The organism is Pantoea eucrina (genome assembly GCF_020079945.1).
Lineage (GTDB): Bacteria > Pseudomonadota > Gammaproteobacteria > Enterobacterales > Enterobacteriaceae > Pantoea > Pantoea eucrina.
Window position 1 is genome coordinate 1,662,778 of sequence record NZ_CP083448.1, and the last position, 12,895, is coordinate 1,675,672.

Here is a 12,895-nt window from a genome sequence, read left to right on the forward strand (position 1 = left end):
GGCAGGCGCGCGATCACGCACACCTGCGCGCATTATGCATTCAGCTCAGCTGCTCCATCGCCTGCAGCACCCGCTTATCTGAAACCGGATAGGGAGTACCCAGCTGCTGAGCAAAGTAGCTGATGCGCAGCTCTTCAATCATCCAGCGGATCGCCACTACATCGGCATCATCCCGGCGCTGCGGCGGCAGCTTGCTGCGCCAGACGTTCCACGCCTGTTCCACCGCCTGTACCTTCAGCATGCGGGCGCGATCGCTGTGCGGATCGGCGGGCAGCTTCTCCAGACGGCGCTCGATTCCCTGCAGATAGCGCAGCGTATCTCCCAGCCGATCGTAGCCGTTGCCGGTGACAAATCCGCGATAGACCAGACCGCTCATCTGCTGTTTGATATCTGCCAGCGCCAGCGCCAGCGTCATATCCACGCGGCCTTTCAGAAATTTGTTGATATTGAACACGCAGGTGAGGATCTGCTCAACCTGCTGCGCAATCGTCACCACGGTGTCGTTCAGCTCCGCCCGCACTTTATCGCGCAGCTGCTCAAAATTCTGCTGCTGCCACGCGGGGCCGCCCGCCTCCGCCATTAGCTTATCCACGCCGCAGGCAATACAGTCGTCTATCAGCTCCAGCACTTTGCCATACGGATTAAAGTAGAGCCCGAGCTTGGCTTTATTCGGCAGCTTTTCATGCAGATATTTAACCGGTGACGGAATGTTCAGCAGCAGCAGGCGACGCTGACCGCGCCACATCATCTTCTGCTGCTCCTCTTCACTGTCAAACAGGCGGATCGCCACGCTATCTTTTTCATCTACCAGCGCCGGCCAGGCTTTGACCTGATAGCTGCCGCGCTTCTGCTCATAACTCTGTGGCAGGTCGCCAAAACTCCAGATGTGCAGGCCGCTCTGCTCCAGACCATCATCGGCAACCTTCGACAGCGTCTCCTGCACTTTGCCTTTCAGCGCCTGTTTCAGCTGATGCAGATCTTTACCTTCCTGCAGCTTGCGGTTGTGCTCATCCACAATGCGGAACGTCATTTTAAGGTGATCGGGCACCTGATCCCAGTGCCAGGCATCGCGCTCAATCGTCACGCCTGACATGCGCCGGAACTCACGCTCCAGCGCATCCAGCAGCGGCTGTGCCAGCGGCTGAACGCGACCGAGAAACGCTTCCGCGTAATTGGGGGCCGGCACAAAATTGCGGCGCAGCGGTTTGGGCAGCGATTTAATCAGCGCGATGATAAGCTCACGCCGCACGCCGGGGATCTGCCACTCAAAACCCGCTTCATCCACCTGGTTCAGCAGCGGCAGCGGGATATGAACGGTCACGCCATCCGCATCGGCGCCTGGCTCAAACTGATAGGTGAGCCGCAGCTTCAGGTTGCCCTGCTGCCAGACATTAGGGTAGTCGAGCTGGCTGACCTTATCTGCTCCCTCTTTGATCAGCATCTGCTTGTCGAAGTTGAGCAGGTCCGGATTCTCTTTACTGGCCTGCTTCCACCAGCTGTCAAAGTGACGGGCAGAGACCACCTCTTTGCCCAGACGGCGATCGTAAAAAGCAGACAGCGTTTCGTCATCCACCAGAATGTCGCGGCGGCGTGATTTATGCTCCAGATCCTCAACTTCACTGCGCAGCTTCAGGTTGGTGCGGAAAAAGGCGTGGCGCGTCTGCCAGTCGCCCTCAACCAGCGCATGGCGAATAAACAGCTCGCGGCTCAGCTGCGGATCGATGCGGCTGTAATTCACTTTACGCGCCTGCACGATGGGCAGCCCGTAGAGCGTTACCTTTTCCGTAGCCATCACCGCGCCCTGTGCTTTCTCCCAGTGCGGTTCGCTGTAGCTGCGCTTGATAAGGTGCTGAGCCAGCGGCTCAATCCACTCCGGATCGATGCGTGCCGCCACCCGGCCCCACAGGCGGCTGGTTTCTACCAGTTCTGCCACCACGGTCCATTTCGGCGGTTTTTTAAACAAACCGGAGCCAGGGAATATGGCAAAGCGGGCGTTGCGCGCACCGGTAAACTCCTGCTTCTCCGCATCTTTCTGTCCGATATGCGACAGCAGGCCGGTCAGCAGCGCACAGTGCACCTCACGATAAGGTGCCGGCTCGCTGTTGACGGGCATCCCCTGTTCACGCACGACCTGACGCAGCTGCGTGTAGATATCCTGCCATTCGCGCACGCGCAGATAGTTGAGATAGTCACTTTTACACTGGCGGCGGAACTGGTTGCCCGACAGCGCTTTCTGCTGCTCCTGGATATAGTTCCAGAGATTAACAAAGGTGAGAAAGTCAGACTCTTTATCAGCAAAGCGGCGATGTTTCTCATCGGACGCCTGCTGTTTCTCGACCGGCCGCTCGCGCGGGTCCTGAATCGAGAGTGCCGCCGCGATAATCATCACCTCGCGCACGCAGCCAAAGCGCTGCGCCTCCAGCACCATCCGCGCCAGCCGCGGATCCACCGGCAGCTGCGCCAGGGTACGACCGGACGGCGTCAGCCGGTAGTGCTCATTTTCATTAAGAGTAATGGCGCCCAGCTCTTCCAGCAGCCGCACGCCATCCTGAATATTTCGTTTGTCAGGCGCTTCCACAAACGGGAACGCCGCAATATCGCCCAGCCCCAGGGCGGTCATCTGCAGGATCACCGACGCGAGATTGGTCCGCAGGATCTCCGGATCGGTAAAAGCGGGCCGGCTGAGGAAATCAGCCTCGGAGTAGAGCCGGATACAGATCCCTTCCGAAACGCGGCCGCAGCGCCCTTTACGCTGGTTTGCCGAAGCCTGTGAAACCGGCTCAATCGGCAGGCGCTGCACCTTGGTGCGATAGCTGTAGCGGCTGATTCGCGCGGTACCGGGATCGATGACATATTTAATGCCCGGCACGGTGAGCGAGGTCTCTGCCACGTTCGTGGCCAGGACAATGCGCCGCCCGCTGTGGGACTGAAACACGCGATTCTGCTCGGCATTGGAGAGACGCGCATAGAGCGGCAGGATCTCGGTATGCGGTAAATCGCGCTTCATCAGCGCATCAGCCGTGTCGCGGATCTCACGCTCTCCGCTCATGAAGATCAATATATCGCCACGGCTCTCCTGCCCCAGCTCATCCACGGCGTCAAAAATGGCCTGCAGCTGATCGCGATCGCTCTCATCCGCTTCTTCCGCGATAGGCCGGTAGCGCACCTCTACCGGGTAGGTACGACCTGACACTTCAATAACCGGCGCATTATTAAAGTGACGCGAGAAGCGCTGCGGATCGATGGTGGCGGAGGTGATGATCACTTTGAGATCGGGGCGGCGCGGCAGCAGCTCACGCAGGTATCCCAGCAGAAAATCGATGTTAAGGCTGCGCTCATGCGCCTCATCAATAATGATGGTGTCGTACTGCAGCAGCAGCCGGTCCTGCCGGATCTCCGCCAGCAGGATACCGTCGGTCATCAGTTTGACCTGCGTGCTGTCGCTGACCTGATCGGTAAAACGGACTTTATAGCCGATGGTACTTCCCGGCACGGTCGCCAGCTCTTCCGCGATACGGTTCGCTACGGTGCGGGCTGCCAGACGACGCGGCTGCGTGTGCCCGATCAGGCCTTTAACGCCGCGTCCCAGCGCGAGGCAGATTTTCGGCAGCTGGGTGGTTTTACCCGATCCGGTTTCACCGGCAACAATTACTACCTGATGATCGCGAATCGCGTCTGAAATCGCCTGCTGCTTCTGGCTGACCGGCAGATTCTCAGGAAAGGTGATGCGCGGGGTGCCGGCCACGCGCCGGGCGACACGCTGTTCGGCCACGCTGAATTCGTCCGCCAGCTCTGCGGCAATGGTCTGTTGTGCGGCGCTGTTTTTCACCTTTGCCGCACCCTGCAGACGTCGCTGCAGGCGCTGGCGATCGCGCAGCGTCAGCGCATCAAGCCGGGCCCAGAGTGGTGCTAAAGGTGATTCAATGGATGATGACATAGAGATGGATTACCTGTTAGTGCAGCACGGCGGAAACACGCGCGGCGCCGGGACGCTTTCCCGGCAGATTCAATCAATTACCGGACGCCATAATAGCATATTCTCAGCCTGCTGGCTGAGCCGCTCCGGCTGGCTTATTCAATTAATTCGAACATTGGCCTCGAATTATTACGCTTTTACGCTGCCGGTGAACGCCGTAGAGTATGACGCATTGAGCGGGAAGCCCGCCGCATAACCCACAGGAACCTATTATGAGCCACGTATTAATTCTGAAGTCCAGTATCCTTGCCGGTTATTCACAGTCAGGCCAGCTGGCTGATTTTTACGCTGAAGAAGCGCGTGCCAACGGCGACAGCGTAACTGTACGCGACCTGGCTGCCGATCCGGTACCGGTACTGGATGGTGAACTGGTGGGTGCGCTGCGTCCTTCAGATGCGCCGCTTTCTCCGCGTCAGCAGGAGGCGCTGGCGCTCTCCGATGCGCTGATTGCTGAGCTGCAGGCGCATGACACGATTGTTATTGCGGCACCGATGTACAATTTCAACATCCCGACGCAGCTGAAAAACTACTTTGACCTGATTGCCCGCGCGGGCGTGACTTTCCGCTACACCGAAGCGGGTCCGGAAGGTCTGGTTAAAGGTAAACGTGCGGTGATCCTGAGCAGCCGTGGCGGTATCCACAAAGATACCCCAACCGATCTGCTGACTCCGTATGTGAAGCTGTTCCTTGGCTTTATCGGTATCACTGACGTTGAGTTTGTATTCGCGGAAGGTATCGCCTACGGGCCGGAAGTAGCGACCAAAGCGACCGCTGATGCGAAAGATGCAATTAAACAGTGCGTCTCTGCCTGATTAGAAAAATGATTTGCTGATTTATTTTTTACCGGGCCTGAGCGCCCGGTTTTTTATTTTAACGTAAATATACATTCGCATTTTAGACGCCAGCCTCTCTTTATATTTACAGTACAGCAAGATATTCTACTTTTTTTGAACATCCAGATATTATTGCTGACAGTTTCACTGACATTATTATCCTCGCAGTACTGCCTGCCCTATTAATAAAAATCGAAATAAGAAAGTTTTCCGTACAACAAAATGGCACGATCAGCTCGCAATTGATCTCAGCCATACAGGCTGGAATTACCCTCCGGCCTTACCTGAAAACTGATAAAATACTCTGCCAGGAGAATAATATGACTCTGCTGCTAAGCTTTATTCCTGTGTGCAATAATGCGCCAGGAACAGTTCCCGCGATGAATTCTTTGCGGAGCGTTAGCGATACGATTAAAATGTTTAATTTGTTACTGAAAAAAACAGGCAATGACGGGCCACAGCTTAAGAAAGAGAGTGCGTACGCGCAGGAAATCGCTGCCGTAAAAGCAGAGAGAAAAGTTTTTCTGCAGGCGTCAGCTTTTGGCAAGGTCTGCAGCACCGGCAATCGCATGCCGTCTGCTTGTGCCGCGCCCCCCACAGCTGCCACGGTGACTGCATCATGGATTTCGCCGCCCGCAGCGGCAGTACATGAAGTTTCTGTCCCGCGAGCAGCTTCCGTTACTCCTGCGCCCTCTCAGGCAGAGGCAAAACCTGAACCTGCGGTGGCTCAGACACACAGCCAATCCACACGTAAAACCGCGCCTTCTTTGCTGACTCGCGTTAAGCAGCAATTCAGGCAAATCTGGTCGTCGCTACAGCGCTATTTTTCATCATTTACCGAAACCTCGCGCTTACATCAGCAGGAAACATTGATGCGTGATAAAAATAGCTTCAGAGACAAACAAAAAAATTATGACACGCTAAAAGAAATTTCTCATGCTTATTATAACAACCCCCTTAATGCCCTGCGTATATACAATGCAGAAAAACAGTCACGCATACTTGGTGAAATTCAGAAAATCTTAAGCAAGGCAAATCAAAACAATCTGACAGTCGATATGCGAAAACTTTGCGAGCAGGCCAATCAATATGCAGTGAGCTCGGGCGCTAACGCCATTTTTTTACTCTGACTGAAAATAATAACATTGTACCCGCTATAAATTATATGTCAGAAACCTCAACACAAAAACAGGAAAAACTTGAAACAGAGATTCGCAAGGCATTTAACGGGTCTACCGCGCTGCGCCGTTCTTCACAACATGCGACAGGGCGTCAACGCGCCAACTCGGTGCAGACCAGCGCACAGGAAATGATCGCTAATGCCTATGCAAAGCTGTTTAATGATATAGCATGTGATCCAAAAAATATTTATGGTACGCGCCACTCTTTCGACCGAAACGAAATGCGCGCCGCGCTGCTTAAAGGCCAGCCGGCGCTGGCAGGCCACAATGCGACATAACGCCTGACGGCACCGATCCTTTCTGCAGTCAGGCCCGGTGACGGCAGCATTGTCGCTCTCCCGTCGCCGGTTACTTCTGCAGCCACTGGCCGTTGATGCCGCGCACATATTCCCCTGCGCTGGCCCGGCTCACCAGCTTCTCTCCGGCAATCCGCGCGACGTCGCTGGTTGTGAGTTTGTTTTCTCCGGCAATGCGCTGATACGCCATCCGGCGGCCCTCATTGATACGACTCACCAGCGCCAGCGTGACCTCATCCTGCTGCCGTGCAGCAACATAGCCGCTCAGCGTTTCCCCGACCCGCCCTTGCTGCCGCGCCTCATCAAGCGTCAGCGCATGGGCAGACCCGGCCAGCAAAACCAGCAGCAGCGCAACGGCGCGTATTGTTCGGTTGCGGGCCATCAGAACAGCCCGCTCTGATTCTGCAGCAGCGCCTCGACATCTTTATCCACCTTGATGTGGATCTCATGTTCAATTTTCACGTTCATATTTATCGTAATCGGCGCATCAGGAGCGGCCACTTCAATCCGCGGTACGCATCCTGCCAGCACAACGCTGCCTGCCAGCAGCGCACCTCTTAACCTCATCATCAGGGATCCCTCTTTGATGGCAGGGTGGCGTTCTGCTCCACCCAGGATTGTAAATTATCGCCAAAGCGCAGGCTGCGCCATAGCTGGAACAGATTCTCCTGATGACGATAGTTGAGATTGATTGTCTGGCGCCGGTTGCTGAACTGGCTGACGCCGGTGACCTGCGACTGCATCACCAGATTACCGGTATTATCCAGATCGAGTGTGGCCCAGGAGCGTGAAATCTCCAGATAACGCAGCCAGCTCAGCGCTGCCCCGGCGGCGACATTGTCTTTTACAATCGCGTCTGCCGTATCCTTATCCAGCCGAAACGTGAGCGGCCCGCTGTTAGCGATCCAGCCATTTCTGATCAGCCACTGCGGATTACTGAGCCAGAGCGGCAGCTCACCGTTAACCTTACCCGACATAGCAAACTGTTTGGGCTTGAGTGCCGTCACCAGCCGGCTGAGATCGATCTGGCGCAGCGAAATCCTGGCCGCTTCGCGCTGCGGCATGCGCAGCGCCGGCATACTGACGTGCCCGCCCAGTAAATCGAGCGTCACGTTACTCAGGGTAAGCGGCTGTCTCTCCTGCCAGGGATAGTAACCCTGCAGATCGGCCGTGATATTCTGCAGCGCAAACTGATTGTTAACCTCGCGGATACGCAGCGAAACCGGTCCGCGCCGTCCCAGCTGCCACTGCTGAGCGCGATAGCGAAACGGCAGCGCAAAGTCGATGCCGTTGATGTCACTGTCCGGCAGCTGCAGGCTACCCTGCTGAACCGCAAAGAAGCCGCCAGCCTGAAATGCCTGACTGGCTCCGGCTGAAAACGCGACCTGCGCCCGCAGCTCACCGCTGCGGATACGCATTTTTAAGTCGCTGCTGAGCAGCGGCTGGAACACGCGCAGCGACTGTGCCGGCCACCAGGCCTCCCCGCGTAGCCGCTCACCATCCCAGCGCCCGTGCACGCGCAGCGGGCCGATATCTTCAGCGCGCAGTTCACCGCGCCATAAAAACCGTGCCGGATCGCGGCCTTTTACATCAAATGTCAGCTCTGCAGGCGGCAGCCAGCCGCCGTAGCTGAAGTGCGTTTGCCCCGCATCAAGACGAAAACTGCCTGCAAAACCGGGCTGCGTGCTATCCCGCTGCCAGCGCAGCGGCGCAGTGAGCCGGATACGCGGCCGGTCAATCTGCACCGGCCCCCACGCCAGCTGATTCAGGCCGGTATTGAGCGTATCCAGCGTAATACGCTGATCCAGCCAGCTGCCGGTGCCTGTAACATCCCACTCTGCGTTAAACGGCTGCAGTTTGCCGTCGCCCCAGTAGCGCCAGCGCCAGCTGCCGCTGTCTGGCCAGAACGCGGCAGCGCGGCCATCCAGATGCAGCGTAAAGTGACCATAGTCGCGCTTACGCGCCGTCAGAATCGCCTGCAGCCGGCCATTAATGCCCTGCGCTGAAAGTGAAACACCCGCCAGGGGCCAGCGCGCTTCATCCACTTCAGGGAGATCCAGCAGCTGGCCGCGCAGGCGCAGCAGTGCGCCTGGCTGGAACGTCAGCGTCGGCGCGCTGAGTGCACCGCGCAGCTCGCCGGGCAGGCTGCCATAGAGCTGCAGCCCGGCAAATTTACTCTCGCCGGTAATGCGCAGCGGCAGCGCGTTATCCGTTACGCGCAGCGGTCCCGGCCCGACGCTCAGTACCACATTGCCTTTACCGCCGCGCCCCTGCGTCAGCAGATTCAGCCGCCCCTGCACGCGCAGGTTGTCCATCCCCTGCTGCCATCCGGTCAGGGTCAGCCCCACGCCGCCTGACAGCATCTGACTGGCCAGAGGCCAGCGCCAGCGCCCGTCGGCGATCTGAAACGTATCGCGGTCGCTCTGCCACGGCAGCTCAAGCAGCGGTGTCTCATCGCCCTGCTCCTGAACGATCAGCTTACCCTGCTGCTGCTGCCACTGCAGATCCAGCGTCAGCGGCTGCGGCCACTGAGCCACGCTTAGCTCACTCTGCAGCGCGCCGGTTACTGGCAAGCCATCCGCAAATGTGGGCAGCGCTACGCTGCCATGTAACGCCAGCGGTTGTGTCAGAAAAGGATGTTGTAACTTAAGAGAGTCGACCGTCAGCGTCTGGCCCTGCAGGCGTGCGTTCAGGCTGAGATTATCGCCGCGATAGCGCAGCTGCTGCTGTTCCGGTGCAAGCGTGAGATCGAGTTCACCGGCATAGTGCTGCCACGGCAGGACGGCCAGCCTGCCGATATGCACATCGGCCCCCGGCAGGCGCTGCTGCCAGTCGGCCAGCGTACGCGGTACGGCAGAAGCTGGCTGCGGCGGCAGCGACTGCCAGCAGGCGCTGTTAAGCGTGACGCGCTGTGCGCTAAGCTGCCAGCGCTGCTGTGAGCGGCCCAGCGCCACCTGCTCAACCTTAGCCAGCGTACAGCTGCCCGTCAGGTAACGCAGCTGCGGCAACGTCACTGCGCCCTGCTGCCAGCCCGGCCTGCCCTCAATTTCGATGCGCGTCTCATCCGGCAGCCAGATACCGGCCAGCCGTGGCAGCCACTGCGTCAGCGTCAGCAGCAGGCCCAGCAGCAGCAGAATCAGCGCCAGCAAGGCGGCAAGTAGTCGGCGAAGGCCACGCGTCATGGCGGGTAACTATCCTGTTGTTTATATTTTCCTGCCGAAATGATGGCACGTAATCATTCGCAAATGAAGGTGTTAGCCTGGCCTGCTGCGTGAAGAAAAGCAAAGTCGCGCAGAAACCGTTATCCTTTAATGATACCGACATGGCATTTTTCAGGAGCGAAACAATGAAAGTTGCGGTTTACAGCACCAAGCACTATGACCAGAAATATTTTGAACAGGTCAATGCCCGTTTTGGATTTGAGCTGGTGTTCTTTGATTTCCTGCTCAGCGAGGATACGGCAAAAAATGCCGCCGGCTGTGACGCGGTCTGTATTTTCGTAAATGACGAGTGCGGCAGAGCGGTACTGGAAGAGCTGGCGGCATTGGGCATTAAGTATATTGCCCTGCGCTGTGCCGGATTCAATAACGTCGATCTGCAGGCGGCTGCTGAGCTGGGCATGGAGGTCGTACGCGTGCCCGCCTACTCCCCGGAAGCGGTGGCGGAACACACGGTGGGTATGATGTTGGCGCTGAATCGCCGCATTCATCGCGCTTATCAGCGCACCCGTGACGCAAACTTTTCGCTTGATGGCCTGACCGGCTTCAACATGCACAATAAAACCGCAGGCGTGGTCGGTACGGGGAAAATCGGTGTGGCTACGCTGCGGATCCTGAAAGGATTTGGCATGAAGCTGCTGGCCTGTGATCCCTACCCGAGCGACGCTGCGCTTGAGCTGGGTGCAGAATATGTCGATCTGAAAACGCTGTTTGCCCGCTCGGATGTGATTACGCTGCACTGCCCGATGACGCCGGAAAATCATCATATGCTTAACGCGCAGGCGTTCAGCGAAATGAAAGATGGCGTGATGATCATCAATACCAGCCGCGGCGGCCTGATCGATTCGCAGGCGGCTATTGAAGCGCTAAAACAGCAGAAGATCGGGTCGCTGGGAATGGACGTCTATGAAAATGAACGCGATCTGTTTTTTGAGGACAAATCGAACGACGTTATTCAGGACGACATTTTCCGCCGCCTCTCTGCCTGCCACAACGTGCTGTTTACCGGACATCAGGCGTTTCTGACCGCAGAAGCCCTGACCGCCATCTCAGAAACCACGCTGGGTAATCTGCAGCAGCTCGATAAAGGCGAAGCGTGCCCGAACCGGGTTAAGCCCTGAAATGGTGCGCCCGCATCAGCGGGCGCACGTGCCACCCATCAGCGCCTGTTCATCGCAGCGGCGGCCGTTTGACAGCTGACACATGCCGATACGTGAACCATCCAGCTGGCGGGAAAATGCCAGCGTGCCCCCGGCACCGCTGCAGCTGCTTTCTGCCATCGCGGACATCACGACGTGCGGCTGGACGTGAGCCGCGGTCGCCTGCTGCGGCGGTTCGTTATCAGGGGTACTGCTGCAGGCGGAGAGCAGCAGTGCTGCACCAGCCAGCAGTAAAGAGGCAGCTTTCATTAGTCGGACTCCGGGGACAGGGGACGAAAAGTGCTCACAGCATATGACAGCCTCTACTGCGAATCGAGTGCGGACATAGCTTTTTACAAAATTTCAGACCTTTCATTGCAAGCAGAATTATCCTGAAGAGAAGATTTTTGCCGGTTATCTTCTAAAATAATCCGTTATTTCAATTGCTCAGGGGAAATTATGTTAACCGATATGCTGTTACGCATCGCGCTGGCCGGCGTTCTCGGCGGGCTTATCGGACTTGAGCGTCAGATGCGGGCAAAAGAGGCGGGTCTGCGTACCCATATTCTGGTGGGGATCGGCAGCGCCCTGTTTATGCTGGTCTCGAAATATGGCTTTGCCGATATGCTCAGCAGCGACCATGTGGGTCTTGATCCCAGCCGCATCGCGGCGCAGGTCGTCAGCGGTATGGGCTTTCTCGGGGCCGGTACCATCATTATTCAGAAGCAGATCGTGAAAGGCCTGACTACCGCAGCGGGCCTCTGGGTTACCGCCGCCATCGGTCTGGTTATCGGTAGCGGCATGTATGAAATTGGCATTTATGGCACGCTGCTGGCGCTGGTCGTGCTGGAGGTTTTTCGCCGCCTCAGCCACTGGCTGATTGGCCGCCATCATACGCTGATCGTGCATCTGAAAGCCAAAAGCGTCCCGCTGGTGTTACTGGTGCTGCAGCGTGAAGGGATCCGCTACGGGCATATCGCGGTGGTCAACCGTGACGAAGAGAGCGGCCTGTGTGAACTCAGCGTAGAGGTCACACTCTCCCGCCGGGCACCGCGCCACAGCCTTTATGAGAAGGTCATGGATATTAAAGGGGTGCAGTCACTGGAGATGGTATAGAGGCGCAGACAGAGCAAAATTATTAGCCACGGATGCGGCAACAGATTAAAAGCGTTCACGCGAGGCTGGTATTCGCGCGCGCAATCCGTACCATACGCATCCATAACTACAGGTTTATGACCGCCAATGCGGGTTTCAGCCGCCTGTTCTGTTCGCCGGCACTCTCAAGCGTGAAAATAATGTCAGAAAATCAAGACGTAACAAAAAAAGAGCAATACAACTTCAATAAACTGCAGAAGCGCCTGCGCCGCAACGTCGGCGAAGCGATTGCTGACTTCAACATGATTGAAGAAGGCGACCGCATCATGGTCTGTCTCTCAGGCGGTAAAGACAGCTATACCATGCTGGAGATCCTGCGCAGCCTGCAGCAGAGCGCGCCGGTGAATTTTTCGCTGGTGGCGGTCAATCTCGATCAGAAGCAGCCCGGCTTCCCGGCGCATATTCTGCCCGCTTATCTTGAGACGCTGGGCGTGGAGTATAAAATTGTCACCGAAGATACTTACTCTATTGTTAAAGAGAAGATCCCGGAAGGCAAAACCACCTGCTCACTCTGCTCGCGTCTGCGTCGCGGTATTCTCTATCGCACCGCCAGCGAACTGGGCTGTACTAAAATTGCGCTCGGCCATCATCGCGACGATATCCTGCAGACGCTGTTTCTTAATATGTTCTACGGCGGCAAAATGAAAGGCATGCCGCCCAAGCTGATGAGTGATGACGGCAAGCATATTGTTATCCGCCCTCTCGCCTACTGCCGTGAAAAAGATATTATCCGCTTTGCTGAAGCGCGCCAGTACCCGATTATCCCCTGCAACCTGTGCGGTTCGCAACCCAACCTGCAGCGTCAGGTGGTGGCCGATATGCTGCGCGACTGGGATAAACGTTTTCCGGGCCGCATTGAAACCATGTTCAGCGCCATGCAGAACATTGTGCCTTCGCATATGGCGGATATCAGCCTGTTCGATTTCAAAGGCATCCGCCATGGCGATGAAGTGGTTGATGGTGGTGATATTGGCTTCGATCGCGAAACGCTGCCGATGCAGCCCGCGGGCTGGCAGCCGGATGAGGATGCAGCAGCCACCGCGGAGCTGCGGCTGGATGTATTAGAGATAAAGTAGTTCTGCTGAGAACTACAAAGG

12 protein-coding genes are annotated in these 12,895 nt (G+C 57.0%); 7 read left to right on the forward strand and 5 right to left on the reverse strand.

The genetic code is table 11. The features are described from left to right. Window positions 1-40 precede the first annotated feature (40 nt). The gene (hrpA, locus tag LAC65_RS07770; RefSeq protein ID WP_224144854.1) at window positions 41-3,937 is read right to left on the reverse strand and encodes an ATP-dependent RNA helicase HrpA; all 3,897 of its coding nucleotides are present in this window, start codon (window positions 3,935-3,937) and stop codon (window positions 41-43) included. On the opposite strand from hrpA, the gene LAC65_RS07775 reads away from it, so the two are divergent. From LAC65_RS07775 to LAC65_RS07790, 4 genes are all read left to right on the forward strand, one after another. Further along, window positions 3,924-4,172 carry a hypothetical protein gene (locus tag LAC65_RS07775; protein WP_144380290.1) on the forward strand — a complete coding sequence of 83 codons (249 nt, stop codon included), beginning with the start codon at window positions 3,924-3,926 and terminating at the stop codon, window positions 4,170-4,172. The genes hrpA and LAC65_RS07775 overlap by 14 nt on opposite strands. A gap of 16 nt (window positions 4,173-4,188) precedes the next feature. After that, window positions 4,189-4,788 carry an FMN-dependent NADH-azoreductase gene (gene azoR, locus LAC65_RS07780; RefSeq protein WP_039384466.1) on the forward strand — a complete coding sequence of 200 codons (600 nt, stop codon included), beginning with the start codon at window positions 4,189-4,191 and terminating at the stop codon, window positions 4,786-4,788. A 341-nt stretch (window positions 4,789-5,129) separates the two neighbouring features. After that, window positions 5,130-5,939 (forward strand): hypothetical protein, encoded by an 810-nt coding sequence (locus tag LAC65_RS07785; RefSeq protein ID WP_039384467.1) that lies wholly within the window; start codon window positions 5,130-5,132, stop codon window positions 5,937-5,939. A gap of 35 nt (window positions 5,940-5,974) precedes the next feature. Further along, window positions 5,975-6,268, forward strand: coding sequence for a hypothetical protein (locus tag LAC65_RS07790; RefSeq protein ID WP_039384469.1), 294 nt, complete (start codon window positions 5,975-5,977; stop codon window positions 6,266-6,268). A 70-nt stretch (window positions 6,269-6,338) separates the two neighbouring features. On the opposite strand, the gene LAC65_RS07795 is transcribed toward LAC65_RS07790, so the two are convergent. The 3 genes from LAC65_RS07795 to LAC65_RS07805 are packed head-to-tail and all read right to left on the reverse strand — an operon-like array spanning window position 6,339 to window position 9,468. Beyond that, window positions 6,339-6,668, reverse strand: a complete 330-nt coding sequence (locus LAC65_RS07795) for a YdbL family probable chaperone protein (RefSeq protein WP_039384472.1) — start codon at window positions 6,666-6,668, stop codon at window positions 6,339-6,341. Then, window positions 6,668-6,853, reverse strand: a complete 186-nt coding sequence (locus tag LAC65_RS07800; RefSeq protein ID WP_039385947.1) for a YnbE family lipoprotein — start codon at window positions 6,851-6,853, stop codon at window positions 6,668-6,670. Before LAC65_RS07800 ends, LAC65_RS07795 begins: the two co-directional genes overlap by 1 nt. A gap of 2 nt (window positions 6,854-6,855) precedes the next feature. Further along, window positions 6,856-9,468 (reverse strand): YdbH family protein, encoded by a 2,613-nt coding sequence (locus tag LAC65_RS07805; RefSeq protein WP_039384473.1) that lies wholly within the window; start codon window positions 9,466-9,468, stop codon window positions 6,856-6,858. Window positions 9,469-9,632: 164 nt separating this feature from the next. Here LAC65_RS07805 and LAC65_RS07810 point away from each other — a divergent pair, with 164 nt between their 5' ends. Beyond that, window positions 9,633-10,625 carry a 2-hydroxyacid dehydrogenase gene (locus LAC65_RS07810; RefSeq protein WP_039384474.1) on the forward strand — a complete coding sequence of 331 codons (993 nt, stop codon included), beginning with the start codon at window positions 9,633-9,635 and terminating at the stop codon, window positions 10,623-10,625. 15 nt (window positions 10,626-10,640) lie between these two features. Here the strand turns inward: LAC65_RS07810 and LAC65_RS07815 are convergent, their stop codons facing one another. Continuing rightward, the gene (locus tag LAC65_RS07815) at window positions 10,641-10,913 is read right to left on the reverse strand and encodes a putative hemolysin (RefSeq protein WP_039384475.1); all 273 of its coding nucleotides are present in this window, start codon (window positions 10,911-10,913) and stop codon (window positions 10,641-10,643) included. A 189-nt stretch (window positions 10,914-11,102) separates the two neighbouring features. Here LAC65_RS07815 and LAC65_RS07820 point away from each other — a divergent pair, with 189 nt between their 5' ends. Both LAC65_RS07820 and ttcA read left to right on the forward strand, forming a co-directional pair. Continuing rightward, the gene (locus LAC65_RS07820; protein ID WP_039384476.1) at window positions 11,103-11,759 is read left to right on the forward strand and encodes an MgtC/SapB family protein; all 657 of its coding nucleotides are present in this window, start codon (window positions 11,103-11,105) and stop codon (window positions 11,757-11,759) included. A gap of 179 nt (window positions 11,760-11,938) precedes the next feature. Beyond that, the gene (gene ttcA / locus LAC65_RS07825) at window positions 11,939-12,874 is read left to right on the forward strand and encodes a tRNA 2-thiocytidine(32) synthetase TtcA (RefSeq protein WP_039385949.1); all 936 of its coding nucleotides are present in this window, start codon (window positions 11,939-11,941) and stop codon (window positions 12,872-12,874) included. Window positions 12,875-12,895: the final 21 nt, after the last annotated feature.

Coding starts and splice junctions, on each gene's coding strand:
- LAC65_RS07775 (WP_144380290.1), top strand. CDS start 3,924: ATGGATGATGACATAGAGATGGATTACCTGTTAGTGCAGCACGGCGGA.
- hrpA (WP_224144854.1), bottom strand. CDS start 3,937: ATGTCATCATCCATTGAATCACCTTTAGCACCACTCTGGGCCCGGCTT.
- azoR (WP_039384466.1), top strand. CDS start 4,189: ATGAGCCACGTATTAATTCTGAAGTCCAGTATCCTTGCCGGTTATTCA.
- LAC65_RS07785 (WP_039384467.1), top strand. CDS start 5,130: ATGACTCTGCTGCTAAGCTTTATTCCTGTGTGCAATAATGCGCCAGGA.
- LAC65_RS07790 (WP_039384469.1), top strand. CDS start 5,975: ATGTCAGAAACCTCAACACAAAAACAGGAAAAACTTGAAACAGAGATT.
- LAC65_RS07795 (WP_039384472.1), bottom strand. CDS start 6,668: ATGGCCCGCAACCGAACAATACGCGCCGTTGCGCTGCTGCTGGTTTTG.
- LAC65_RS07800 (WP_039385947.1), bottom strand. CDS start 6,853: ATGAGGTTAAGAGGTGCGCTGCTGGCAGGCAGCGTTGTGCTGGCAGGA.
- LAC65_RS07805 (WP_039384473.1), bottom strand. CDS start 9,468: ATGACGCGTGGCCTTCGCCGACTACTTGCCGCCTTGCTGGCGCTGATT.
- LAC65_RS07810 (WP_039384474.1), top strand. CDS start 9,633: ATGAAAGTTGCGGTTTACAGCACCAAGCACTATGACCAGAAATATTTT.
- LAC65_RS07815 (WP_039384475.1), bottom strand. CDS start 10,913: ATGAAAGCTGCCTCTTTACTGCTGGCTGGTGCAGCACTGCTGCTCTCC.
- LAC65_RS07820 (WP_039384476.1), top strand. CDS start 11,103: ATGTTAACCGATATGCTGTTACGCATCGCGCTGGCCGGCGTTCTCGGC.
- ttcA (WP_039385949.1), top strand. CDS start 11,939: ATGTCAGAAAATCAAGACGTAACAAAAAAAGAGCAATACAACTTCAAT.